The 25,227-nt window shown below is 61.4% G+C and carries 24 protein-coding genes; 18 read left to right on the forward strand and 6 right to left on the reverse strand.

The annotated features are described in order from the left end of the window. Positions 1-68: 68 nt before the first annotated feature. Positions 69-1,244, forward strand: coding sequence for an ABC transporter substrate-binding protein (locus tag C7440_RS00300; RefSeq protein WP_116517009.1), 1,176 nt, complete (start codon positions 69-71; stop codon positions 1,242-1,244). A gap of 79 nt (positions 1,245-1,323) precedes the next feature. On the opposite strand, the gene uvrA is transcribed toward C7440_RS00300, so the two are convergent. After that, complete coding sequence (gene uvrA, locus C7440_RS00305; RefSeq protein ID WP_116517010.1) at positions 1,324-4,170, reverse strand: excinuclease ABC subunit UvrA; 2,847 nt, start codon at positions 4,168-4,170, stop codon at positions 1,324-1,326. Between the two features lie 164 nt (positions 4,171-4,334). Here uvrA and C7440_RS00310 point away from each other — a divergent pair, with 164 nt between their 5' ends. Continuing rightward, positions 4,335-5,534: an MFS transporter gene (locus C7440_RS00310; RefSeq protein ID WP_243410792.1), complete on the forward strand. Its 1,200-nt coding sequence runs from the start codon at positions 4,335-4,337 to the stop codon at positions 5,532-5,534. Positions 5,535-5,551: 17 nt separating this feature from the next. Here the strand turns inward: C7440_RS00310 and C7440_RS00315 are convergent, their stop codons facing one another. The 3 genes from C7440_RS00315 to C7440_RS00325 form a co-directional block, all read right to left on the reverse strand. Continuing rightward, positions 5,552-6,505 (reverse strand): helix-turn-helix domain-containing protein, encoded by a 954-nt coding sequence (locus C7440_RS00315; RefSeq protein WP_116517012.1) that lies wholly within the window; start codon positions 6,503-6,505, stop codon positions 5,552-5,554. 160 nt (positions 6,506-6,665) lie between these two features. Next, positions 6,666-7,223, reverse strand: a complete 558-nt coding sequence (locus C7440_RS00320; RefSeq protein WP_116517013.1) for an SRPBCC family protein — start codon at positions 7,221-7,223, stop codon at positions 6,666-6,668. A gap of 74 nt (positions 7,224-7,297) precedes the next feature. Then, complete coding sequence (locus C7440_RS00325) at positions 7,298-8,422, reverse strand: FAD-dependent oxidoreductase (protein ID WP_116517014.1); 1,125 nt, start codon at positions 8,420-8,422, stop codon at positions 7,298-7,300. A gap of 358 nt (positions 8,423-8,780) precedes the next feature. On the opposite strand from C7440_RS00325, the gene C7440_RS00330 reads away from it, so the two are divergent. The 13 genes from C7440_RS00330 (at position 8,781) to ssb (ending at position 20,461) form a co-directional block, all read left to right on the forward strand. After that, complete coding sequence (locus tag C7440_RS00330; RefSeq protein ID WP_243410838.1) at positions 8,781-9,932, forward strand: alpha/beta hydrolase family protein; 1,152 nt, start codon at positions 8,781-8,783, stop codon at positions 9,930-9,932. Positions 9,933-9,976: 44 nt separating this feature from the next. Further along, entirely contained in the window at positions 9,977-10,246 is a 270-nt protein-coding gene (locus C7440_RS00335; protein WP_243410794.1) for a subunit of meta cleavage enzyme, read from the forward strand. Further along, positions 10,239-11,069 (forward strand): DODA-type extradiol aromatic ring-opening family dioxygenase, encoded by an 831-nt coding sequence (locus tag C7440_RS00340; RefSeq protein ID WP_116517017.1) that lies wholly within the window; start codon positions 10,239-10,241, stop codon positions 11,067-11,069. The genes C7440_RS00335 and C7440_RS00340 overlap by 8 nt, the downstream gene beginning before the upstream one ends. Beyond that, positions 11,066-11,842, forward strand: coding sequence for an alpha/beta fold hydrolase (locus tag C7440_RS00345; protein ID WP_116517018.1), 777 nt, complete (start codon positions 11,066-11,068; stop codon positions 11,840-11,842). The genes C7440_RS00340 and C7440_RS00345 overlap by 4 nt, the downstream gene beginning before the upstream one ends. Before the next feature lie 24 nt (positions 11,843-11,866). Beyond that, the gene (locus tag C7440_RS00350; RefSeq protein WP_116517019.1) at positions 11,867-14,218 is read left to right on the forward strand and encodes a xanthine dehydrogenase family protein molybdopterin-binding subunit; all 2,352 of its coding nucleotides are present in this window, start codon (positions 11,867-11,869) and stop codon (positions 14,216-14,218) included. Positions 14,219-14,271: 53 nt separating this feature from the next. Continuing rightward, entirely contained in the window at positions 14,272-15,183 is a 912-nt protein-coding gene (locus C7440_RS00355; RefSeq protein WP_116517020.1) for an ABC transporter substrate-binding protein, read from the forward strand. Between the two features lie 30 nt (positions 15,184-15,213). After that, positions 15,214-15,681: a (2Fe-2S)-binding protein gene (locus C7440_RS00360; protein ID WP_116517021.1), complete on the forward strand. Its 468-nt coding sequence runs from the start codon at positions 15,214-15,216 to the stop codon at positions 15,679-15,681. Between the two features lie 12 nt (positions 15,682-15,693). Continuing rightward, positions 15,694-16,491, forward strand: coding sequence for an FAD binding domain-containing protein (locus tag C7440_RS00365; RefSeq protein WP_116517022.1), 798 nt, complete (start codon positions 15,694-15,696; stop codon positions 16,489-16,491). 9 nt (positions 16,492-16,500) lie between these two features. Then, positions 16,501-17,322, forward strand: a complete 822-nt coding sequence (locus tag C7440_RS00370; RefSeq protein WP_116517023.1) for an ABC transporter ATP-binding protein — start codon at positions 16,501-16,503, stop codon at positions 17,320-17,322. Continuing rightward, positions 17,322-18,089, forward strand: a complete 768-nt coding sequence (locus C7440_RS00375) for an ABC transporter permease (protein WP_116517024.1) — start codon at positions 17,322-17,324, stop codon at positions 18,087-18,089. The genes C7440_RS00370 and C7440_RS00375 overlap by 1 nt, the downstream gene beginning before the upstream one ends. Continuing rightward, positions 18,044-18,853 carry an ABC transporter permease gene (locus C7440_RS00380; RefSeq protein ID WP_243410795.1) on the forward strand — a complete coding sequence of 270 codons (810 nt, stop codon included), beginning with the start codon at positions 18,044-18,046 and terminating at the stop codon, positions 18,851-18,853. Before C7440_RS00375 ends, C7440_RS00380 begins: the two co-directional genes overlap by 46 nt. A 9-nt stretch (positions 18,854-18,862) precedes the next feature. Further along, positions 18,863-19,831, forward strand: a complete 969-nt coding sequence (locus C7440_RS00385) for a helix-turn-helix domain-containing protein (protein ID WP_116517026.1) — start codon at positions 18,863-18,865, stop codon at positions 19,829-19,831. 138 nt (positions 19,832-19,969) lie between these two features. After that, positions 19,970-20,461 (forward strand): single-stranded DNA-binding protein, encoded by a 492-nt coding sequence (ssb, locus tag C7440_RS00390; RefSeq protein ID WP_116517027.1) that lies wholly within the window; start codon positions 19,970-19,972, stop codon positions 20,459-20,461. 91 nt (positions 20,462-20,552) lie between these two features. On the opposite strand, the gene C7440_RS00395 is transcribed toward ssb, so the two are convergent. Further along, positions 20,553-21,044 (reverse strand): DUF2165 family protein, encoded by a 492-nt coding sequence (locus C7440_RS00395; protein ID WP_116517028.1) that lies wholly within the window; start codon positions 21,042-21,044, stop codon positions 20,553-20,555. 247 nt (positions 21,045-21,291) lie between these two features. On the opposite strand from C7440_RS00395, the gene hmpA reads away from it, so the two are divergent. The 3 genes from hmpA (at position 21,292) to C7440_RS00410 (ending at position 23,693) form a co-directional block, all read left to right on the forward strand. Beyond that, positions 21,292-22,497, forward strand: a complete 1,206-nt coding sequence (gene hmpA / locus C7440_RS00400; protein WP_116517029.1) for an NO-inducible flavohemoprotein — start codon at positions 21,292-21,294, stop codon at positions 22,495-22,497. A gap of 165 nt (positions 22,498-22,662) precedes the next feature. Further along, positions 22,663-23,085, forward strand: coding sequence for a DUF3597 domain-containing protein (locus tag C7440_RS00405; protein WP_017524057.1), 423 nt, complete (start codon positions 22,663-22,665; stop codon positions 23,083-23,085). 14 nt (positions 23,086-23,099) lie between these two features. Next, the gene (locus tag C7440_RS00410; RefSeq protein ID WP_116517030.1) at positions 23,100-23,693 is read left to right on the forward strand and encodes a DUF937 domain-containing protein; all 594 of its coding nucleotides are present in this window, start codon (positions 23,100-23,102) and stop codon (positions 23,691-23,693) included. A gap of 131 nt (positions 23,694-23,824) precedes the next feature. Here C7440_RS00410 and C7440_RS00415 read toward each other — a convergent pair whose 3' ends face one another. Next, positions 23,825-25,213, reverse strand: coding sequence for an amidase (locus C7440_RS00415; protein ID WP_116517031.1), 1,389 nt, complete (start codon positions 25,211-25,213; stop codon positions 23,825-23,827). Positions 25,214-25,227: the final 14 nt, after the last annotated feature.

A 25,227-nucleotide genomic window follows, 5' to 3' on the forward strand; every position in this document is an offset into this window, starting at 1 on the left:
TCTTTCGCGCCTACCGGAGCGGGCCCGAATACGCAGCATAAAAGCAGCAAACCACAGGAGACTCGACCATGAAACTACACAAGAAACTCATGCTGGCATTGGCGATGTGCGCCATGTCGGCCACGGCAGCGGCCGACACCGTCAAGATCGGCCATATTGCGCCGTTCAGCGGGCCGTTCTCGGAATACGGCCAGGAATTTCACCGCGGCATAGACCTTTACCTGGACAAGATAGGCGGCAAGGTCGACGGCCACGAGATCCAGGTCATCGACCGCGACGAGGCGGGCGGGGCCGAGCGGGCCAAGCAGGTGGCCCAAGAGCTGATCATCCATGACGAGGCCAAGTTCCTGGCGGGCCTGCAGATGACGCCCGACGCCCTGGCCCTGGCCCCCGTCATCACCAAGTCCAAGACCCCCACCGTCATCCTCAATGCGGCTACCGGCGTCATCACCCGCCGTTCGCCGTACTTCGTGCGTTTCTCGTTCTCGCAGTACCAGGGCGCGGCGACCATGGGCGACTGGGCCGCCCGCAATGGCATCAAGACCGCCTTTGTGGCGGTCAGCGACTACGCGCCGGGCATCGATTCGCACGAGGCCTTCAAGACGGCCTTCACCAAGGCCGGCGGCAAGATCGTCGACGAGGTGCGCATGCCCATGTCCACCACCGATTTCGGCCCCTACGTGCAGAAGGCCAAGGACGCCAAGCCCGATGCGGTGTTCATGTTCACGCCCTTCGGTGCGCCCGGCATCGCCTTTATCAAGACCTACCTGCAGATGGGCCTGGACCAGGCCGGCATCAAGCTGCTTGCCACCGGCGAGACGAACGAACGCGACCTGCGCTCCATCGGCGACCGTGCGGTGGGTATTATTTCGGCCTTCCAGTATTCGCCCTACCAGGATGGCGAGCTCAACAAAGAGTTCGTGGCCGCCTACCAGAAGAAATACGGCGCCAACGAATTGCCCAATTATTCGACCGCGGCGGGCTATGACGGCATGCACGCCATGGCCGACGTGATCGCGAAACTGGGCCCCGATTTCGACCCCGACGAGGCGATGAAGCTGCTGCGCAGCTGGAAGGGCGAGAGCCCGCGCGGCATGATCCACATCGATCCCGACGAGGGCGACATCGTGCAGGACATGTATATTCGCCGCGTCGAGAAGCGCGACGACGGCGCCCTGGTGAACGTGGCCTTCGACAAGGTGCCCGAAGTGAAGGACCTGTGGAAGGAGCTGAATCCCAAGTAAGGCATCATGCGGCGGGCAGCCCGTCCGCCGCATGGCCAAGCATGAGCGCTTTGGCAAGGGCCCGCCCCCGCCAAGGCGTTCAGGCTTTCAGCAGCGGCTTCAGGTAGCGGCCGGTGTGGCTTTCCGGATGGGCCGCGATGTCTTCGGGCGTGCCCTGGGCGATGATGCGTCCGCCGCCGGCCCCGCCCTCGGGGCCCATGTCTATCACCCAGTCGGCGGTCTTGATGACGTCGAGATTGTGCTCGATGATGACCACGGTGTTGCCGCTTTCGACCAGCTTGCGCAATACGTCGAGCAGCAGCGAGATGTCCTGGAAGTGCAGCCCGGTGGTGGGCTCGTCAAGAATGTACAGCGTCTTGCCCGTGCTGCGCTTTGAAAGCTCAAGCGAAAGCTTCACCCGCTGGGCCTCGCCGCCCGAAAGCGTGGTGGCGCTTTGCCCCAGTCGCACGTATGAAAGGCCCACGTCCATCAGTGTCTTGAGCTTGCGCGCGATGGCAGGCACGGCTTCGAAATAGTCCAGCGCCTGCTCCACCGTCAGGTCGAGCACTTCGCTGATGTTGCGGCCCCTGTAGCGGATGTCGAGGGTTTCGCGGTTGTAGCGCTTGCCCCCGCAGACATCGCAGGGCACGTACATATCGGGCAGGAAGTGCATTTCGACCTTGACCACGCCGTCGCCCTGGCAGGCCTCGCAGCGGCCGCCCTTTACGTTGAACGAGAAGCGGCCCGGGTCATAGCCGCGCGTGCGTGCCTCGGGCACGCCCGCGAACAGCTCGCGTATGGGCGTGAACATGCCGGTATAGGTGGCCGGATTGCTGCGCGGCGTGCGGCCGATGGGGCTTTGGTCGACGCTGATGATCTTGTCGAAGGCCGAGAGCCCTTCCATGGCCTCGTAGGGGGCCGGCTCAGCCTGGCTGCGGTGCAGTTCGTGCGAGACCGCGGTGGCCAGCGTGTCGTTGATCAGGGTGGACTTGCCCGAGCCCGACACTCCGGTGATGCACACCAGGCGTCCGGCCGGGATGGCCAGGTCGACGGATTTCAGGTTGTTGCCCGTGCAGCCCTTGATGCGCAGCCAGTGCGTGTCAGGCGCGATGAGCCGGCGCTTGGGAATTTCGATGCTTAGCCTGCCGCTGAGGTATTGCCCGGTCAGCGACTCGGGGTTGTCCTCGAGGGTGTCGGGCGCGCCCTGGGCAACCACCTGGCCGCCGTGCTCGCCGGCGCCGGGCCCCATGTCGACGACGAAGTCGGCCGAGCGGATCATGTCTTCGTCATGCTCGACCACGATGACGCTGTTGCCCAGATCGCGCAGGTGCTGCAGGGTTTCGATAAGGCGGTCGTTGTCGCGCTGGTGCAGCCCGATAGAGGGCTCGTCCAGCACGTACATCACCCCGGTCAGCCCCGAGCCGATCTGGCTGGCCAGTCGGATGCGCTGCGCCTCGCCGCCCGAGATCGTGTCCGCGCTGCGGTCGAGCGACAGGTAGTTGAGCCCGACATTGTTCAGGAACTGAAGGCGCGCCTCGATTTCGCGCGTGATGCGGTTGGCCACTTCCTTCTTGGCGCCGCTCAGCTCCAGCTCCTGGAACCACTTGAGGCAGGCCGCCAGCGACAGCGCCTCGACTTCATAGATGGCCCGGCCGCGGCGTTGCTGGGTGCCGGGCTCGTCGCCGATGAGCACATTGCGGGCTTCGACGCGCAAGCGCGACCCTTCGCAGGCCGGACAGGTCTTTGTATGGCGGAACTTGCCCAGTTCTTCGCGCACCGCGCTGGAGTCCGTCTCGCGCCAGCGCCGCTCGAGATTGGGAATGACGCCTTCGAAGGGATGCTTCTTGACCGTGCTGCGCCCCTTTTCGTTCAGGTACAGAAAGGCGATGTCTTCTTCGCCCGATCCGTACAGCACACATTGCTGCACGGCTTCGGCCAGTTCATTGAAGGGCGTGTCCAGGTCGAAGTCGTAATGGGCCGCCAGGCTGCTGAGCAGGGAATGGGTAAAGGCATTGCGGCGGTCCCAGCCGCTGATCGCGCCGCTGGCCAGGCTGAGCTCGGGGAAGGCGACCACGCGCTTGGGGTCGAAAAAGTCGACGTGGCCCAGGCCGTCGCAGCTGGGGCAGGCGCCCACCGGGTTGTTGAAGCTGAACAGGCGCGGCTCGAGCTCGGGCAGGCTGTGATGGCACAGGGGGCAGGCGTAGCGGCTGGAGAAGGCCAGTTCTTCGCCCGAATCCATATTGAGCGCAATGGCCCTGCCGTCGGCAAGCCCAAGGGCGGTTTCGAAGCTTTCGGCCAGGCGCTGCCGGCTTTCCGGCTTGATGCGCAGGCGATCCACGACGACGTCCAGGTCGTGCTTCTCGGTTTTCTTCAGGGGCGGGACACGGTCGATTTCAAGCATTTCGCCGTCGACGCGCAGGCGCACGAAGCCCTGGGCCTGCAGGCCGGCGAACTCGTCCTCGAAGCTGCCCTTGCGCGCCCGCGCCAGCGGCGCAAGAATGGCCAGCCGCGTGCTGGCGGCCCAGTTCATGGCCTGGTCCACCATCTGGCTGACGCTTTGCGCCTGCAGCGGCAAGCCGTGGTCGGGGCAGTAGGGCGTGCCCACCCGCGCATACAGCAGGCGCAGGTAGTCGTGGATTTCGGTAATGGTGCCCACGGTGGAGCGCGGATTGTGGCCGGCGGACTTCTGTTCGATGGAAATCGCCGGCGACAACCCCTCTATCAGGTCTACGTCGGGCTTGTCCATCAGCTGCAGGAACTGCCGGGCGTAGGCGGAAAGGCTCTCGACATAGCGCCTTTGGCCTTCGGCATACAGCGTGTCGAAGGCCAGCGACGACTTGCCCGAGCCCGACAAACCCGTGACCACCACGAGCTTGTGGCGCGGCAGGTCGACCGAAATGTTCTTCAGGTTGTGCGTACGGGCGCCCCGGATGCGAATCGCTTCCATCAGGTTCAAGTCTTTCAAAGGCCAACTTGTTACTATAGCGCGCCGAGCCAATTCGCGTGGCCCGCATGAACCGGATAGAGGCGTTAAGGGGGGCGTCAGGCCTGATTTCGCAGGCTTGTTTATACTTGACGGCTATGTCCAGCAACCCCCTTTCGTCGGGAACGATGCAACCCGCCAAACTGAAACTCACCCCCACCGAGCGGCGCGCCAGCCTCATGCTTTCGCTGCTGTTCGCCTCGCGCATGCTGGGGCTGTTCCTGCTTACTCCCATCTTTGCCGTTGCGGCGCTGTCGGTGCCCGGGGGCGATGACGCCGCCAAGGTCGGCATCGCGCTGGGCGCCTACGGCCTGACCCAGGCCTTTTTGCAGATTCCGCTGGGCATGGCCTCTGACCGCTATGGCCGCCGCGCCGTCATCGTATTCGGCATGCTGCTGTTTACGGCGGGCGGCATCATGTGCGCTCTGGCCAGCGACATCAACTGGATCATCGCGGGCCGTGTGGTGCAGGGGCTGGGCGCCGTCTCGGCCGCCATCACCGCCTGGATCGCCGACGCCACCCGCCCCGAGGTGCGCACCCGCGCCATGGCCATGGTGGGCGGCTCAATAGGTATCTCGTTTGCGGCTTCGCTGGTGCTTTCCCCCCTGCTGGTGGGCGAGTTCGGGCTTTCGGGCCTGTTCTGGGCCATCAGCCTGCTGGGCTTCGTCTGTCTGTTCATTGCCGTGGCCCTTGTGCCCTCGGCGCCCCGCGTCGAAAAACCCATCGTCCAGGCCAGGCCGCGCGACGTATTGCGGCATGCCGGCCTGCTGCGCCTGAATTTCGGCGTGTTCTGCCTGCATTTCATCCTGATGGCGCTGTTCATGGTGGCGCCGGGCCTGCTTTCCAGGCTGGGCGGCTACGATTCGGCCCACCTGTGGGAAGTCTACCTGCCGGTGATATTGCTGTCGTTCATATTGATGGTGCCAGCCGTGTTCTACACCGAGACCCGGCGCGTGCACAAGGTGGCCCTAGAGGTCGCCGTGGCGGGCCTGGCCGTGGTGCTGGCCCTGATGCCGCTGGCCAGCCACAACTTCTACACCCTGGTCGTGCTGCTGGTGGGCTTTTTCATTGCCTTCAACATTCTCGAGGCCCTGCAGCCCTCGCTGGTGTCGCGCGTTGCCCCGGTCGAGTACAAGGGCCTGGCCCTGGGCTTCTACAATACGGCCCAGTCGCTGGGCGTGTTTGCCGGCGCAACGCTGGGGGGCGTGATCAGCGCGCAGGGAGACACCAGCAAGGTGTTCCTGCTGGCCGCGGCGCTGGCCTTCGTGTGGTTCCTGACCGCGCGGGGCTTTCGCTCGGGGCCTTCGGGGCAAGAGGCGGGTGGCTGAGGGCCAGGCTTCGCCATTCAACCAGGCATCGTCGCCCGGCACTCTCTTGGGGTTTGTTTATAGGCGGCCTTGAAGACGCGGCTGAAATGCGCCGTATCCGAGAAGCCCCAGTCGTAGGCGATTTCACTGATGGACTTGTTGCGCAGGACCGGCGACATGATTTGCCTTCGGCATTGCTCCAGCCGTTGGGCCCATACCCATTTCATCAGGCTCATCGACTCGTCTTCGAACAGTTGATACACGTATCGGGTCGACAACCCCACTCCTTGGGCAATGGACGTTGCGTTCAGCGAAGGGTCATGCAGGTTCGCTTGTATGAAAGACAGTATTTTGCTTTTGTGAAAGGCGTTCATCCTGCTTGGGCCGACGCCGTCGAATTGCTCCTGGGATAGCAGCACCGTGGAGACCAGCTGCGGAAAAATGGAGGACAGGGGCGGGAGCGCCTGGGGCTTCAGGCTGGGGGCCAAGGAAAACAACTCGTCAAGCATGACGCGCAGCAGGGCGGCGGCGCCGGCTTTGCCGTCGATGCGGGTGGCGGTGAGCTTGGAAACATGGGGCACGTGCTCCAGTAATGCCCGGCGCGGTACATACATGGAGTACACATGGGTCGTACTGGACTCGAGCCTGAAAGGGCTGCTGGGATCAAAAATGAAGATATCGCCCGGTTGGGTGACGCATTCGCGATCCGCTTGCTTCAGATGGGTTTCCCCCTGCTTTTGTACCGAGACGAAAACCGCAGTTGATGGGGTGGGAGCGGATTCGGAACAAGAGGCGATGTGCGGTGTGAATTCCAGAGAAGAAAGGCTTAGGCTCGGACCATTGTAGGTAGTGATATTGCCATGTAACGGCCGGGTGTCGACGGCCCGATAATTGAAGTTGACGGCGAACAGCTTTTCCATCTTGTTTTCAAATACCTGGCAGGTATCGGCCCAGGGGGTCTCCTGGCTGGAAAACGTGAATTTATTGAGCATTGTCTTCCTCGGGCGGGTTACCGCCTGTCGAGGCGGTTTACACGTTTTTGCCTAAGGGAGCCCGCAGTTTTTTTGGCTGTCGCTTGAGTCTCCCCGACGAACTGTACCGTAGAGTATTTCAGGGAAATTCCATTTATCCATAAGGGTTTACGACAGTTCTTCATTTTTTCTTCCGGAACAGCCGCAGCCACCACTGCCTGAATCGCGCCGGAAGGCTGGGTTTGGCTTCGTTGGCGGCTGGCGGACTGGCCTGGACCGACTGCAGAGGTTCGCCCACCGGCTGCAGGGCCTTCTCGAAGTTGGAAAAAAACTCGGCCGCCATCCGCTGTGCAGCCATGTCCACCAATCGCTGGCCAATTTGCGCAATTTTTCCGCCCACCGTTGCCGTAGCGGTGTAATGCAGGATGGTGGTGTCTGGATCCTGAGGCTTCAACAGAACTGTAGCGGCCCCCTTGCCATGGCCCGCCGCGCCGCCCTGGCCTTCAAACTGTATGGTGTACGACTTGGGCGGCTGCAAATCTGATAGCTGCAGTTTTCCCTTGAATCTGGCCTTTACAGGCCCTATGGCTGCAAGAATTTGCAGCTCGTAGCGGTTGGCTTCCACAAGGGTCAGTGTTTCGCAGCCCGGAATGCAGGCTTGCAGGATGGCGGTATCGTTCAGTGCATCCCATACTTGTTGAAGCGGTGCGGAAAGGGTTTGTTCATTGGTCAGTTGCATAGTGGATTCGATGGTTGTGGCTTGAATGATGCGTTTGGCCGGTGGGATTCGGCGTCTTTCAACGCCCCGCAAGCCTAGATTGGGTCGGCCAATGCGATGAGCGACTCTTCGACGAGTTGAGTTTGATCAGAGGCAGGGGCGCCGCGTTGTTCCCGCCGACCAATTTCCATGGAGTTCTCTACGACCAGGCGACAGCGGTTGTAGCGTCGGCCCATGAAGCCTTCGAACAGGCTGGCTGCATCGGCGTGCCTGGCAGCCTCCTGGCCCAGCACCAAGGCGTCTTCAACCGCCATGCCCGCACCGGAGGCGAGATGGGGAGTGGTGGGGTGGGCAGCGTCGCCAATCAGCAGGCACCGGCCGACATGCCAGGGTTTGGGCAGAAAGAACGCTTCCAGAGGACGCATGACAATGCGAGACCGAGGGCCCAGACTCTTTCGTATGTGTTCCAGGGGCCCCCCATATCCTTCCAGCAGTGTGGCGAGCTTCCCCGGCAATGCCTCATCGGGCAAATGCGGTGGGCGCGGCGTGGTCTGCAACAAGAACATGTACATTTCGGTCTTGGAGACGGGACTGAGCCCGACCTTTACTTTTCCGCCGAGGAAAAAGGTTCTGCGCTCGATGGATGGCGGGCGCGGCGCGACCAGCCGCCAGCAGGTCTGCCCGGTATATTCGGGCTGAGGCGCGTTGGGCAGAATCAGGTTGCGGACGCGAGAGAACAGGCCGTCGGCACCAATTGCAATTTCATAGCTGCCCGACGTACCGTCGGAAAAACTGACATCGATTCGATCATCGCCCGACGCCAGCGTTTCGACGGTGACGCCGAGCCGCACCCGTATGGGACACCGCTTTACCCTGTCCGAGAGAATGCGGTGCAGCACAGGGCGCATGATTCCTCCGCAGCCAGGCAGGTTCCCTGCGCCGGCGCTTGGTGTGGGCACGAGATCGATGGGCTCTCCTTCGACATTGCAGATCTGTATTCCATTGCCGGTATAGGCGTGCTGCACGACCTCGTCGAGTATGCCCAGCCCTTGAAATGCGCGGAGCGTAGGCCCAGTGATGGTGATGCCGGCGCCGTAGACGCGCCAATAAGGATCCAGGTCGATCAAGTCCACCTCGAACCCTGCGTTATGCAACTCCAATGCAGCGGACATGCCCGCGATGCCTCCCCCTACTATCAGGGCCGTTCTGATACGTGTCATGTGCCTCTCTTCATCGGTTATTGGCGGCTTTGCGTCGATTGAGCGTATTAAGTCGGCAAGCCCGGGGACGCGTCAACAGGAGAGGGAGGCTTTCGCGCAATGGATCAAAAGATGGTGCGCGCAGGAGCAAATGAAGCGGCTTCAGCGATGGTTTCGGGCTTGGACGAAAGTGTCTTGAGCTTGCCGTCTGGAACGACAGACAAGTGGGGTGCGCAACCAGTCAAAAGATTGTGCGGAACGGGCACAGCATGATCGAAGAGGGCTCCCTATGATGACCAAACGTAATGCCGTGCAACGGCAGCCCGAGGCTCCCGGCCACGGCTGCGCAACAAGAGTCATGGAGACAAGAGTGAACGACATGCTGAAAGGCGCCAAGGTGTCAGGCCGTCCCAAGTCCCTGCAGGAAGCCAAGGAATGGATGTTGGCGAAGCTGGCTGCGCGCAACCACCCGATGAACGCATTGCCGGCGGATGAAGGGATTGAGTGGATACAGGGTGTTCCCGGGCTGGACGGTGAATCTTGGGGCAGCTACTGGGAACAGTTGGGTGCGCAGGTGAGCCTGCAGGCCGATGTCGCGGAGCAGGGCGGCGATGGGCGCCTGGCGTCGGCCCTTTATCAGAAAGCAAGCGGTCTTTATTTCATGGGCCGCTTTCCCTGCCCAAACCATCCTGCCAAGCAGCGTTGCGCGGCTGCCGAGCGGCAAGCCTACATTCAAGGGGCGCGGCATTGGAAAGAGCCGATACGAAGAGTCGTGATTCCCTTCCGGGGTCGCGAAGCGGAGGGCAAGGAAATTGTGCTTCTCGTGCGCATGCCCGCCGGTGTCGAGCGTCCGCCCGTCGTGGTGATGTGGGGGGGCGTGGATGCGTACAAAGAGCAGATGACTGCGGCATCGGACGCATTTCTTGCGCAAGGCGTGGCAACGGTAGCGATGGACAATGCCGGCACAGGCGAGTCACCCGTGCGGGGCGTGCCTGATGCTGAGCGGCAGTTCATCGCGGCGTTCGATTGGGTAGAGCGGCAGGCAGAGTTCCGGGGCGCGCGGGTAGGCTGTCTGGGACGCTCTTTTGGGGGGTATTGGGCCACCAAGCTCGCCCATCTCATGCCCGAGCGTCTTGCCGGCTGCGTGAACTGGGGCGGTGGCGCCCACCATATGTTCCAGCCAGAGTGGGTCGAGGCCTCACGATATCCGGACAGCTATCTTATGGAACTGGTTGAAACCCGCTCTTTGATGCTGGGGGCGACGGACGACAGTGAGTATCTGGGCGGTTTCAAACGTTTGTCCCTGTTGGACCAGGGTGTACTGGAGCAGCCGTGCGCACCTTTGCTGCTGGTGAATGGCAAGGAAGACCGACAGTGTCCGGTCGAGGACATATCGCTGCTGATCGGAAGCGGTTCGCCCAAGACGGTGCGCTTGTTTCCGGGGGGGCACATGGGTTTGACGCCGCAAACGCTGCCGACGATTGTCGACTGGCTATGCAAGCAGGTCAAGGGACAGGGTGTCAGGTCATGACACGAAACTGGCGCCATCCCGTTCCTACCCCCGATTGCTACGCCATGAGCCGCATTCTTTATGACATTCATCATCATGAAAGTGATTTGGAGCGATACAAAGCGGATCCGGATCAATACATGGCGAGCTCCCCGTTGTCGGCACGATTGAAAGCCGCGATACGCGATAACGATATCGGGGCGATGTACCTGGAGGGCGTGAACCCCTTGTTGCTTCGTGCGCATTGCCTGGGACTGAGAATACCCGAGAGCGAGTTCGTTGCGTCACTGCGGGCGATCGAGCATGTTGTGCAAGAGGAGAACGACCATGGCTGAAGTCGTAGGCGTGTATGCAACGAGCCATACCCCGGTCATGCTGAACTTCCCCAACGCTATCCCCGATGCGGACCGCAAGGAGATTTTCGACGCCTTTGCGACAGTCGGAGACGAGCTTCGCGCACTGCGGCCGGATGCGGTGGTGATCATCTCCGATGACCATGTCCATAATTTCTTCCTGAACAATTTACCCGCATTCTGCATCGGAGCCACCGACTTTTACCCGACACCGGTAGAGCACTGGCTGAAGGCGGAAAAGCGGGTTCTCGCCGGGCATGGATCTTTAGGGGCCTATCTGGTGACGATGGCCTTGCAGGAAGGGTTCGACCCGGCATTATCGATGGACCTGACGCTTGACCACGGTGTGCTGACCCCATTGGAACTTGCTGGAATCGCCGGCGAGGTCGCTGTCGTGCCCATTCTGGTCAATTGCGTGCAGCCTCCGTTGCCGACCATGAGCCGCGCTTTGCAGTGGGGCAGATTTCTGGCCAAGGCCTTGCGCAGTTTCCCGGAAGACCTGCGTATCGCAGTTCTTGCAACAGGGGGGCTGAGCCATGATATTTCTACGCCTCGCATGGGCATGGTCAACGAGGACTTCGACCGGAAGTTTCTGGCGCTTCTGGCTGGCGGAGATGACGCAGCGCTGGTCGATTATGCCGCCGGGCATGTCGATGAGGCCGGAAACGGCGCCGAAGAGGTTCGTACCTGGTTGATTGCGCATGGCGCGGCTCGAGGTGTATTCGAGCAAATCTACTACAAGCCCATGCCCGATTGGTACACAGGCATAGGTTTGGGGCGTTGGGCGTTGCAGGAGAAGGCATGACACGTTGTTCGTATCACACCGTAGGCCCCGCCGATGGCCAAGCTGTCGTGTTGTTGCATGCCATCGCGACCGACAGCAACTTATGGTCGGCGCAGGTTCCCGTCTGGGCCACTGCCTTTCGTCTGGTCTGCGTGGATTTGCCCGGCCATGGCGGCAGCCCCGATATCGATGCCGACCTGGACCTGGACGGATATGCGGATTGCGTCCTCGATGTGCTTGACGAGCTGCATATAGACACTGCTTCTCTAGTGGGCCTGTCCTTGGGCGGAATGGTTGCGCAGGCGTTTGCACTGAAGTATCCGGCTCGGGTTCGATCGCTGGTGCTTGCGCATACCAGTGCGCGCACAGTCGAGGTAGTGAAAGGAATCTGGAGCGGACGCATTGCGCGCTTCGAGCGGGAAGGCATGGCCGCCCAGGTCATGCCTACGCTCGAGCGCTGGTTTACGCGGTCATTTGCCGAAGCGTCGCCGTTGACGCTTGCTTGGTTATCCGAACAGATACTGCGCACGACGAACAAGGGTTATTTGTCGGCCATAAGAGCAATTCAGGGCCTGGATCACCTGGACAAGCTTGCCGCTATCGAGGTGCCGACGCTGGTGGTCGCCGGCGAAGAGGATTCATCCGTACCTCCCGCTGCCGCGGCGCAGATCGCGGAGCGGATGGCCAACGCGAAAATGCTGGTGCTGGCGGGTGCCGCCCACCTGGGAAATCTTGAACGGCCGGTCGAGTTCACCGAAGCGGTCGGGGCCTTCCTGCGCCAGGCGTCGCGTTAACCCATACCAAGAAAGGAGACAGACATGAACGATGCGAACCATCAGGGCCTTACCGGTATCGGGCAACCATTGAGCAGAACCGAGGACAAGCGATTTTTAACGGGGAAGGGCCGGTATGTCGACGATATCAGGCGTCAGGGCGCGGCGCATGGCGTTGCGCTGCTGTCCCCGTATGCTCATGCCCGCATTCTTTCCATCGACGCAAGCCAGGCTGAGTCCGCGCCTGGGGTGCTGTGTGTACTGAAGGGCGATGATGCATTGCATGACGGACTGGGCGGAATGCCGCCGCTGTTCATGCCCGAAGATGCCGGAGGGCCCAAGGGGTATCGCACTGCGCGTCCACTGTTGGCTCAAGGCAAGGTTCGTTTCGTGGGAGACAGGGTGGCTTTCGTGGTGGCCGAGACGGCGGCGCAGGCCCGTGACGCCTGTGAGCTGATCATGGTGGATTACGAACCTCTCGACGCCGTCGTGCATCTTGACGATGCGGTGGCCGAGGGAGCCCCGCTGGTCTGGGACGAGGCGCCCGCCAATAAATGTTGCATGGTGATGTTCGGCGACGAGGCCGCCGTGGAAAAAGCATTTCTCGAGGCGGCGCATAAAGTATCCATACGGCTTGAAAGCAACCGGATAAGCGCAAATTCCCTGGAACCCAGAGCCGCCCTGGGCGAGTATGACCCGCTGGAAGATTTCTATACGTTGCATACCAGTTCACAGAATCCGCATGGTGCTCGAACCATGCTTTGCGCCAGCGTGTTTCATATTTCCGAGAGCCAGATGCGTGTCGTGTCGCCCGATGTGGGCGGGGGCTTTGGCATGAAGGCGGATCCCTATCCAGAGGATGGCCTGGTGTTGTGGGCGGCGCGGCGCACAGGCAGGCCGGTCAGGTGGACGGCGACACGCAGCGAAAGCCTTCAGGGTGACACGCATGGACGAGACCAGGTGGTGCATGCGGACATGGCGCTTGACCCCGACGGAGGGATATTGGGCATACGCGTGCGCTCCAGGCACGGGTTCGGCGCGTTCGTGGTGTCGGCGGCGGTGGCGCCCCTGACCTTCGCGATGCGTTTTGTACCCAGTGTTTACGCCGTCAAAGCATATCACGCCGTCAACGAGGGCGTCTTTACCAACGCTTCGCCCACCGGGCCTTACCGGGGGGCGGGGCGGCCCGAGGCAACCTATCTCATTGAGCGCCTGCTTGACCGGGCGGCCACCGAGATTGGCATGGACGCCTACGAAATCCGCCGCCGCAACCTTATCCGCCCCGACCAGTTGCCGTACGCCACCCATACGGGCTTCGTGTATGACAGCGGCGATTTCTTCCATGCGCTCGATGAATGCACGGCGCGCTCCGACGTGGCAGGCTACGCGCAGCGAAAAGCGGAATCTGAAAGGAAGGGGCTGTTGCGTGGCCGGGGCATCGGCATGTTCATCGAGCAGGGGGGCATATTCAACGATCAGATGACCATACGCTTCAGCCCCAGCGGCCATGTGACCATACTTTCGGGGCTTCATTCTCATGGGCAGAGCCACGCCACCGTGTTTCCGCAGCTGGTTTCAGAGTGGCTGGGGGTTCCCTACGGCTTGATCAGGTATGTGCAGGGCGACACAGACAAGGTGTCGTTCGGGCGGGGCACCTACGCCGCCCGTTCTTCCATGATTGGCGGATGCGCCCTGCGCCTGGCTGCAGATGAAATCATCCAGAAGGTCCGTCCTGCCGCCGCCATGCAGTTGGGTGTGGGGCCCGACTCCCTGCTCTATGAGAACGGATTCTTCCAGATACAAGATGGTGAAAAACGCATTGCCCTGTCCGACGCGGCCAAGGCGTTTTTCATCAAGGCGGGGCCTTTGTCGAAATTCGGCGTAGGCCTCGAGGCGACGGGCACATGGAGCGCGGATGCGCCGAACTTCCCCAACGGCTGCCATATATGCGAGGTGGAAGTCGACCCCGAAACCGGCGTTGTGCGGATAGACCGGTACAACGCGGTCGATGATGTCGGAATCGCCCTGAACCCGCTTGTATGCGAAGGGCAGATGCACGGGGCGATCGCACAAGGCCTGGGGCAGGCGCTGCTCGAGCACGTGGTGTACGACCGTGATTCAGGCCAGTTGCTGACCGGCAGCCTGATGGACTACGGAATGCCCCGTGCCGATGACATGCCGCCCTTGAACCTGCAGCTTCTTGAGATTCCAAGTACGACGAACCCCTTGGGCGTAAAGGGAGTGGCCGAGTCAGGAACCATTGCGGCGCCTCCCACCATTATCAATGCGGTGATCGACGCCCTGAGGCCTTTGGGAGTCGAGCATCTGGACATGCCTGCGACACCGCTGAAAGTATGGCAGGCGATTCAATCAGCCAAGCAATCCCGGGCTGCTTGAGCGTTGCTGTTGTAAGCACAGTAGAAATATAACCATCAACGGAGACATCAATCATGAAAAAAATCATCAATTGGATTATCGCCATCGCGGGGTTTACCGCGGGTGTATCAAGTGCCCAGCCCGTGCCTGTGGCGGTAGGCTATCCGCCGGCGGCCGACTGGCTGCCGGCGCTGGTGGCCAAGGATACGGGAATCTTTGAAAAGCATGGGCTGGATGTCTCTTTATCCAAAATTGCCATTGTGTCCAACATTCCTGCGGCAATCATGTCGGGCAGCCTGAACATCGGGGCGACGACTCCGACGGTGCTGATCGACACTTCGACGTCCGGCCTTGACCTTGTTGCGGTGGCCGGCGCGACTCGTTTCGTCAAGGATCCCGCCATATTCAGCGTCGTTGCGCGCGAGGGTGTCGAAGTCAAGACAGCCAAGGATCTCGAGGGCAAGCGGGTTGGCGTGCCCGGCATCCGCAGCGTGGCGGACGTACTGTTCAGGAAATGGCTGATCGACAAAGGCGCGGATATGTCGAAGGTTGCCATTGTCGAGGCCTCGTTTCCCCAGATGAAAGACCTGCTCAAGGCGGGGACGATAGATGCCGTGCCGGTTCTCGAGCCATTCCGTTCCGCGATTCTTTCGGACAACACGGGCTATCGGGTCTCCGACTATATCGCGGAGGTCAATGAGGACATTCTTGGTGTGGTATGGGCGGGCAGCCGTAAATGGCTGGATGCGAATCCCACGGTCGTTCCCGCTTTTCGGCTGTCGTTGGCCGAGGCGTTGGATTTCATTCGTGACAATCCCGAGAAGGCGCGCGAGATCGAGAAAAAATACCTTGGGTTCACGACGCAGCTGAAAGTGCCGTACTCGTTAACCCTGAATCCCGCCGAATTCGATATTTACGCGAACATGTTCAAAGAGGTAGGGTTCGTGGATAAGGCCGCCGATACTTCCGGGCTGATTTATCGCTAAGCGAAATCCCTCAGACTAAAAGGAAGAACCATGCAGGTTTCACTGATTGTTAACGGGCGTTCAATTACGCAAGATGTCGAAGAGCGTACGCTGCTGTCTGATCTGCTGCGCGACGGCTTGGGACTGACAGGAACTCATCGAGGCTGCGACACGGCCCAGTGTGGCGCTTGCACCGTGCATGTCGATGGGCGGGCGGTGAAATCCTGCAATCTTCTGGCTTTGCAGGTCCAGGGATGCGAGATACTGACCATAGAGGGCCTGGCGGAAGCGGACGGAACCCTGCATCCGATGCAAGAGGCTTTCAAAGAATGCCATGGCTTGCAATGCGGGTTTTGCTCCCCTGGCATGGTGATGTCCGCCATTGACTTGCTGCGTCGAACGCCCCATCCAAGCGAAACAGAGATTCGCGAGGGCCTCGAAGGCAATATTTGCCGCTGCACGGGGTATGTGAATATTGTGCGTGCCGTGCAACACGCCTCTGCCCGGATGGAAACATAGGAGGTATCGGACATGTATTCATTCAGCTACCATCGTGCCGCCGATGTCGAAGACGTGCGTGCGCACCTTAACAACGGGTCTGACTCCAAACTATTGGGCGGAGGCCAAACCTTGCTGGCTTCCTTGAAGCTGCGCCTTGCCCAGCCCGATTGCCTGGTCGACCTGGCCGGCCTCCCCGAGCTGCGGGGCATACGGCAGGCGGACGGAAAGTTGCTGGTGGGGGCAATGACAGCTCATGCGGCGGTCGCGTCCAGCACGGAGGTCAAGGGGGCCATTCCCGCCTTGTCGTATCTGGCGGGCCAGATCGGCGACCCCATGGTTCGCAATTGCGGAACCTTGGGCGGATCATTGGCCAACAATGATCCGGCTGCCGATTATCCGGCGGCGGTGCTGGGTTTAGGCGCCGTAATAGTCACCGACCGTCGCCGCATCGCCGCGGATGAATTCTTCCTTGGCATGTTCGAAACAGCGCTCGAGGCGGATGAACTGATCGTGCGCGTTGAGTTTCCAATGGCGGAATGCGCCGGCTATATCAAGTTCAAGCATCCCGCTTCGCGTTTTGCGTTGGTAGGAGTGTTTGTTGCGAAAACGGTGGCGGGGGTACGGGTTGCCGTCACGGGGGCGGGCTCCGTCGTGTTCCGCGTACACGCAATGGAAGAGGCGTTAACGCGTCGTTTCGACCCGGAAGCGATTGCGCATATTCGCCTGGACGAGGCGGACATGAACAGCGACCTTCATGCGACGGCGGCCTATCGTGCGCATCTAGTCAATGTACTGGCCCGCAGGGCAGTGCGGGCAGCGCTCAACTAGGAAGCAAACATGCTCCATAAGGATAATTGTCACACCAGCAGCGAAGTGGGCCATGCAGTGCATGACGAGCCCGCGATTCAAGTCGAGCGCCTGGCAATGGCGTTCGGCGAGGGGCCGGCGCGGCGCACAATTATTGATGGCTTGAGCTTGACGGTGGCTCGAGGCGAGTTCCTGTGCATTGTCGGCGCTTCAGGCTGCGGCAAGACGACCTTGCTCCGGCTATTGGCCGGACTCGCCCGTCCTACCGAGGGCCGCATCGATTTTCATGGCAAACCGGTTAATGGGCCGTCCCGAGAGCGCGCCATCGTGTTTCAGGATTACGGCCGCGCCTTGCTGCCTTGGCGCACAGTGGGCGGCAATATCGCCTTGGCGCTCGAAACCTGCAAGGTGCCGAAGGTCGAGCATGCCGAGCGCGTGAAGCAATTGGCGGAAACCATGGGGTTGTCGCATGCCGTCAATCATTACCCGAGCCAGTTGTCCGGAGGCATGCAGCAACGGGTGCAGATTGCGCGTTGCCTGGCGCAGAATCCCACTCTCTTGCTGATGGACGAGCCTTTCGGGGCTCTGGACGCCATTACGCGGCAGGGGCTGCAGGACGAAGTGGCACGCCTGGCCCAGGTTCATGGCACCACGGTTGTCTTCATCACCCATGATCTCGAAGAAGCCATCTACCTCGGAGATCGGGTGGTCGTTCTGGCTGCCAATCCGGGCCGCATATTGCGGGATATCCCCGTTGATGTGCCGCGTCCCAGGCATCAATTGACTACGCGTGAAGATCAGAAGTTCCTGGCCTTGCGCCATGAGATCTTTGGCTTGCTGGAGGGTCACTGATGGGAAAAAGATGGCTTGGCGCAGTCATTCCCGTCGGGGTGCTGGTGTTGTGGGAGGCCGCCTGGCATATCGAGAATGTGCGCATGGAATCCCTTTCCCGGCCGTGGGACGTCGGGTTGGCCTTGTTTCACGGCCTGGCGGGCGGCGAGTTTCTCATCGCCACGGCTGAAACCTTCCAGGCAGCGTTATTGGGGTTTGCGATTGCAGCCGTAATTGGCTTGGTTGCGGGAGTCGTCCTGGGGCTGCTGCCATGGCTCGAAAGCGTGGTCGGGCCGTCTATCGACGCCATGCGTCCGGTGCCTTCGGTGGCTCTCATTCCCCTCACACTGATGATCTTCGGCTTTGGCGTGCGCATGGAGGCGGCCGTGGTGGCGTTCGCATGCCTTTGGCCCATACTCATCGTGACCATTTCCGCGGTTCGAGGCATTGACACGGCCTTGCTCAATGTTGCCCGTGTACTTGAAATGTCGACCTATGAACGCATGGTGAAGATCATTCTTCCCGCGGCGCTCAGCCGTATCGCGGTCGGGCTGCAGCTTGCCCTGGCCATATCGCTGGTCGTCGCTGTGACGGTCGAGATCGTCCTCAACCCCAGGGGGCTTGGACACGGCATGATGTCCGCGCAGCAAGCAATGAGATTCGATCAAATGTATGCGCAATTGTTATGGATTGGGGCAGTAGGCTGGGGTCTTAGCTATGGCAGCCAGGTGCTGCTCGACAGATGGTCGCCGGCCTGTCGAGCCGACCGCGCCAAGGAGCGATCATGACAAGAAACAGACGCTGGTTGAGCCGGTTCGGGGCAATCATTTTCGCCCTCTTTCTATTGGCCGTTTGGCAAATCCTTGCTGCACTCGAAGTCATTTCGCCTTTGTTCTTCCCATCCCCTTTGCGCACTCTTTCCGAACTCTGGTCACAGATCACAAGCGGCCGGATCTGGACTCCATTTTCGTCCACCGTGGTTCGCATGGTGTACGGCTGGCTCGCCGCATCATTGCTGGGCGTGGTGCTGGGCGCCCTGATCGCAGGTTCCAGATTCAGCAAGCTGCTGCTGGCGCCCATGCTTGAGTTCATCCGTCCAATGCCGGCATCGGCGATCATCCCGGTTGCCATATTGGCGTTCGGGCTAAGCAATCGGATGTCCACGGCAGTGATCGCGTTTGGTTCCATCTGGCCGGTGCTGCTGGCGGCTATCCAGGGGTTTTCAACCGTCGAGCCGCGGCTGTATGAAATGGCCGATGCCATGCGCATGTCCGCCTGGGATCGTTTCCGAAAGGTGTCGTTGCCGGGCGCCATGCCCGATATTCTCGCCGGCGCGCGCGTGGGCCTGGCTGTTGCGCTGATTCTTGCGGTGGTCACGGAAATGCAGGCTTCCCTTCCGGGGCTGGGGCAAAGCATACTTATGGCGCAGCGTTCGTTTCGTACGCCCGAGCTGTATGCGGGCGTGATAATGTTGGGGGCCATCGGGTTTGGCGCGTCGATGCTGTTGCAGTGGGTAGAGCGCCGCCTGTTGAGATGGCGGTCTGCTCAGTGAGGCCACGTTATGACTCAATTGCAGAATCAGGATATCGAAGGCAGGCAATATAACGCTCAATGTCCCTTAAGATTCCAGCAAGACATGGAAAAAATGTTTTCCGTCGGTCTTGTCGTTCGTTCAGAAGACGAAAACCCCTTCCAGGCGCAGGTTTCAGCGTATCGCGGGCGCAACTTGCGTTTTGCTGCCTTGCGCTTTTCACCTCATTCCACCTCATCGTTGGCGGTGGGCCCTCGTTCGAATCGTTTGCTGGTGACCTTGCAAAAAGAGGGTGTGGCGTTGGTCCAGCAAGATGGGCGAGAGTGCCGAGTAGAGGCCGGCGACATCTTCATGATCGATCCGCAGCGCAAATTCTTCATCGAAACGGGTGAAATCCTGACCCATTCGGTATACATGGAGCCCGAGGTGCTGCGAAATCTCTTGCCCGACTTCGATAGTTATACGGCGCGGGTCATCGACGGGCGCCACGGCACCGGGGCGTTGTTCAGCGGCATGCTGGACGGAATGTTTGGCTTGGCTCCCACATTGAATGAAGACACCGCCGATCGAATCGCCGAGTCGCTCCCCTATGTATTCTCTGCTGCGCTAAGCGGTCTTTCACTTGGGCAGCCCATGTCCCCGTCCCGCCTGAAGCAACTGCATAAGCAGAGGATCCAGCGGTACATACGGGACAATCTGCGCGACAGCGACCTTTCGGCATCCGGCATCGCCTCGGCCGTGAATTTGTCTACGCGGTATGTCTACGAGCTGTTTTCGGATGAAGAAGAGCCCTTGATGAAGCGCGTATGGAGCAGCCGGCTCGAGCGTTGCCGGGCCGAGCTTGCCTCCCCAGCCGCGGCGGGGCGTTCCATTGGCGAAATTGCCTATTATTGGGGTTTCAACGACGTGGCGCATTTCAGCCGGGCATTTCGCAAGGCCTACGGCGCTTCTCCTCGCGATTATCGCTACGATCAGACAAAGGGGTTTGGTAGTATGTAGACTGATATCGATACGCCCAAAGGGGCGGATTTTCGGGTATGGGCAAATTCGGCACGCGTAGTTGTGCCCGGAGGGCCCGAAACCACGACAAAATCGTCGATAATAGCGACAACGTGAATTCAAGTTAGGGATACTGTCATGGCCTCAGTCAACAAAGTCATACTCGTCGGCAACCTTGGGCGCGATCCCGAGGTGCGCTACAGCCCCGATGGGGCCGCCATCTGCAATGTCTCCATTGCCACCACTTCGCAATGGAAGGACAAAAGCAGCGGCGAGCGCCGCGAAGAAACCGAATGGCACCGCGTGGTGTTCTACAACCGCCTGGCCGAGATCGCGGGCGAATACCTGCGCAAGGGCCGCTCGGTCTATGTCGAAGGCCGGCTCAAAACGCGCAAGTGGCAAGACAAAGACACCGGCGCCGACCGCTACAGCACTGAAATCGTGGCCGACCAGATGCAGATGCTGGGCGGGCGCGGCGAGGGTTCCGGCGACGCTCCCATGGGCGGCGGAGACTACGGTTCTTCGGCCCCGCAGCGCAGCCAGCGTCCGCCGCAGCAGCAGCGCCCGGCCGCGCCGCAGGCCGCCCCGGCGGCCAACCTGGCCGACATGGACGACGACATTCCGTTCTAAGCCAGGCTGTTGTATAGGGCAGAAAAAGGCCAAGTGATGGTTTTCACTTGGCCTTTTTCATGCTCTTAGCCTGCGGCGACAGGCCGGGGCTTCAGGCATCGTCGTCGCGTTGCACCAGGTAGATCAGCACCACGCCTATCGTTATGAAGAAGCGGAACGCGTCGGGAACGCCATTCCACTGCTGGGACATCCACATTCCGAACCATTCGCCGCCTATCGACATGAAGCCCACCTGCCACACCAGGAAGCCCAGCGTCAGGCCGGCAATGGCGATGTTCTTTGCGCGGTTGAATTCCGCCCCGGGCGCGCGCACGTTGCCCAGCAGGCGCCCTGCGCCCCACCAGCACAATATTGCCGTGAGGGTTTCCAGCGCGATGATGATGATATAGGCCGCGTGATGCAGGAATACCGAGTCGATGGCGCGGTACTTGATCGTGGCGGTGGGGAAGATCGTGTCCATCAGCAGCACGTGATGCACGAAGGCGAAATTGCTGCCGTAGTCGGTGATGTTGCCAAAGGCGACCAGCGATGCGAACAGGGCGATGGAGGCGACGAGCAGGATTTTCGAGTAGCGGATGAGCATTTTTGGCCTCTGCAAAAAGTGAGGGGGGCGAGCCCCTCGAAGTATGCCCCAGCCCGCCCGCGCTGCAAAGTTTGATCTAGATCAAGGCCCGGTCAAAAACCCCATTTGAAGATATATTTTATTGGTATCATTTGGCCTGTCCGACGTAACGGACCAGGCGGAATATCGCCAGGCCGGCGCTGGATGCCGGTTGAATCGTTTTTTTTGAATTTAAAGATACATTTCAAATGTATCAAATGGAGCAAGCATGTTGTCTGCCGAAGCCCGCCCGTATATTGAAGCGAGCGTTCCCGTCCTGCGCGAGCATGGCGTTACCATCACCCGTACGTTCTACAAGAATATGTTCGCCGAACATCCCGAGCTGACGAACATCTTCAACATGGGCAACCAGGCCAACGGCGCCCAGCAGCAGTCGCTGGCGGCCGCCGTATTCGCCTATGCGGCCAATATCGACAACCCGGACGCGCTGGCGCCCGTGGTCAGCCGCATCGTCCACAAGCACGCTTCGGTGGGCATCGCCGCCCAGCATTACCCCATAGTGGGCCGGCACCTTCTGGGCGCCATCCAGGAAACCCTGGGCGAGGCCGCGTCCCCCGAGCTGCTTTCCGCCTGGGGCGAAGCCTACGGCATGCTGGCCGACGCTTTCATCGCCGAGGAAAAGCGGTTGTACGAGGCCGCCCAGATGCAGCCCGGCTATATGCGCGAGATGCGCGTGGTGTCGGTAAGGGACGAGAGCAGCGAGGTGCGCTCTTTCGTGCTGACGAGCGCCGATGGGTCTGTGCTGCGCTCTTTTGTTCCGGGCCAGTACGTCAGCGTGGCGGTGGTGCTGCCCAGCGGCCAGCGCCAATTGCGCCAGTACAGCCTGTCGGACGCGCCCGGCAATAACCAGGTGCGCATTTCGGTCAAGCGCGAAGCGCCGGGCGCAGAGACGCCGGCGGGCGTGGTTTCCAACTGGCTGCATGACAATGTGAAGGAGGGAGACCTGCTTCGCGTGACCCCGCCTTTTGGCGACTTCAATCCTGATACCGAAGGCGACGGCCCCATCGTGCTGCTTTCGGCGGGCGTGGGCGTAACGCCGATGATCTCGGCCCTGAACCGCATCGTCCAGGTGAACCCCGGCCGCAAGGTGATCTTTGCCCACGCTGCGCGCAGCTCGGCCTTCCATGCACACCGCAAGGACCTGGCCCGGGCGCAAGAGGCCATGCCGCAGCTTGAGGTCGTGACCTTCTACGAAACGCTGTCTGAAGGCGAAGCCGACGATTCGCAAGTGCACGAAGGACGCATGCAGGTCTCGCTGCTTCCCGAATGGGACCGTGCCGTTGCCAAGGTGTATATGTGCGGGCCGGTGGGCTTCATGCAGGCGCAGTGGCGCGACTTGGTGGCCGAGGGCGTGCCGCCCGCCCGCATCCACCGCGAGGTGTTCGGCCCTGACCTGCTGGACACGCTGCAGTAAGCAGGCGGCAGCACCCCTGGGCATTGTTCGACTTCCGCTTGCCGAACGATGCCCATGTAATCAGTTGTCAAGAAAGGTAAAGCCCTCTCCGGCGGCTGTGCTTTGAGCGCAAGCCGAGCCGTATACTCCAAATCGTTTCCGGCAACTTTTCCCGAGGAGTATGGCATGGGTTTCTTCAGCAAGATTCTTGACAAACTGGGCCTTGGCGACGCCAAGGCGGCTCCCGCCGCAGGCCAGGGCGTGGACCAAGGCGCAGCTGCCACGCAGGCCGGCACCACGGCCGCTCCCGCAGCCGCGGCGGCGGCATCCGCCCCTTCGGGCGCAGTGCCCGTCACTGATGTCGTGGCCCAGCTTGAGCAAAAAGCGGCCGCCAATCCGCAGAAGCTCAACTGGCGCACGTCCATCGTCGACCTGCTCAAGCTGCTCGACCTGGACAGCAGCCTGGCCGCGCGCAAAGAACTGGCAACCGAGCTGGGCTGCCCGGCCGAGCTCATGGCTGATTCCGCGCAGATGAACATGTGGCTGCACAAGGCCGTCCTGGCCCGCATTGCCGAAAACGGCGGCAACATTCCCCCCGATTTGCTCTGACCACGGAGGTCGACATGGGCGTTTCAGATCCTATTGCACAGACGCCGGAGTTCCAGGCCATGGCCGGCCGCTTAGGCCTCAGCAACGAGCAGGCGGCAAGCGCCGCCGATGCGTTGTTGCCGGCCATTATGGGCGGCTTCAAGAACCAGATGCAGGGCGGGGCAGGCGCTGGCGGCAGCCTGGGCGCGATGCTGGGCATGCTTGGTGGCAGCGGCCTGTTTGGCGGCGCGCAAGAAGAGCAGGCCCTGGATGCTGATCGCGGCAACGAGGTGCTGGGCCAGATTTTCGGCTCCAAGGACGTCAGCCGGGCGGTAGCCCAGGACGCTTCCACGCGAACCGGGCTGGATTCCTCTCTGCTGAAGCAGATGTTGCCCATACTGGTGTCGATCGTTACCGCCTATATGGCCCGCCAGGGCCAGGGCGGCTCCAATGCGGCGCAGGCGCCGTCGGGCGGCCTGGGCGGCATGCTGGGCGGTCTTCTTGGCGGGGGCGCGACGCAGCAGCAGGGCTCCAGCCCGCTGTCGGGCCTTGCTGCCATGCTTGATTCCAACGGCGATGGCAATGCGCTGGACGACATCATGCGCATGGCCGGAAAGACCTTGCGCTAGCCGCAGCCCGCTCGACGGGGCCAACCGCCGCGGGCAAGCCGCCCGCGGCCCCGCCCCTTGCCTCTGCACAAGCTGTTTCCAGCGGCTGTCGGAGGCTTTCAGCAAGCCCCCGCCTGCCGGCCTTGGCCAGTTCAGGCCTGCTCCCACGCCCGGCCCATCTGAAGCACAGGCCAGTCGGCGCCGGGCCGGCCGATGATCTGCAGCCCGGCCGGCAAGCCCTCGGCGTTGAAGCCGGCCGGCACGGCAAGCGCCGGGCAACCGACAAGCGAAGGCAATATCGTGACCTCCATCCAGCGATGGTAGGTGTCCATTGGACGCCCGCCGACTTCGCGCGGCCAGTTGATTTCGACATCGAAGGGAAAGACCTGGGTGGCGGGCAGAACCAGGAAATCCACCTTCTCGAAGGCCTGGACGACGGCGCGGTACAGGCTCGAACGGGCCAGCGAGGCGCCATACAGGCGCGCAGCCGGCATGTCCAGGCCTTGCTCGATTTCCCAGATGGCTTCGGGCTTGAGCTGTGTGCGGCGCTTGGGGTCGGCATAATGCACGCCCAGCGCGCCCGCCAGCAGGTAATGGCGCCATGTCAACCAGGTGTCCCACATCTGCTCGGGTGAAAAGGGCGCGGCAACTGACTCGACCCGGGCGCCCAGGGCATCGAACTTCTTCAGTGCCTGCTCGCACAGTTCAAGCACGCCGGGGTCGAAGGCCAGGTGGCCCCCCAGGTCGCCCAGCCAGCCGATTCGGCAGCCCTTGAAATCCCTTTCCAGCCCTTCGTCGGGCAGCGCTGCACGCATGGAGAGCGGGTCGTTCTCGAGATGGCCCGCCTGCGTGCGCAGCAGCATGGCCAGATCGGCGACATTGCGGGCCATGGGACCTTCGGTGGCCAGCTGCTGGCAGAAGAGATCGGGCGTGCCCGAGGGCACGCGTCCATGCGAAGGGCGCATGCCGTACACATTGTTGAACGCCGCCGGATTGCGCAGCGAGCCCATCATGTCGCTGCCGTCGGCCACCGGCAGCAGGTTCAAGGCCAGGGCCGCCGCGGCCCCGCCGCTGGAGCCGCCGGCGGTAAGGCGCGGGTCGAGCGCGTTGCGCGTGGGGCCGAAGAGGCTGTTGTAGGTTTGAGAGCCCAGGGCGAACTCGGGTACGTTGGTTCTGCCGATGAAGATGGCGCCCGCGGCGCGCATGCGCGCAATGGCCGGCGCATCGGCCTGGGGCAGGAAATTCCGCAGCAGCGGCGAACCATAGGTGGTAAGCAGGCCGCGCACCAGGGTGACGTCCTTGGGTGCTTGCGGCATGCCGTGCATCCATCCAAGGTACTGGCCGCGGGCCAGTAATTCGTCGTATTCTTTGGCTACGTTCAGCAATTCATCTTGCGGACGCAGCGAAACGATGGCGTTCACTGCCGGGTTGGCTTCTTCAATGCGGCGCAGGTACGCCCCCATTGTTTCCTGGCAGCTCAGCTTCTTTTCGCGTATGGCCCGCGACAAAGACAAGGCATCAAGTTCGGTAATGTCGGCCATGCTCGTATTCCATG

This window comes from Pusillimonas noertemannii (assembly GCF_003096595.1).
GTDB lineage: Bacteria > Pseudomonadota > Gammaproteobacteria > Burkholderiales > Burkholderiaceae_B > Pusillimonas > Pusillimonas noertemannii.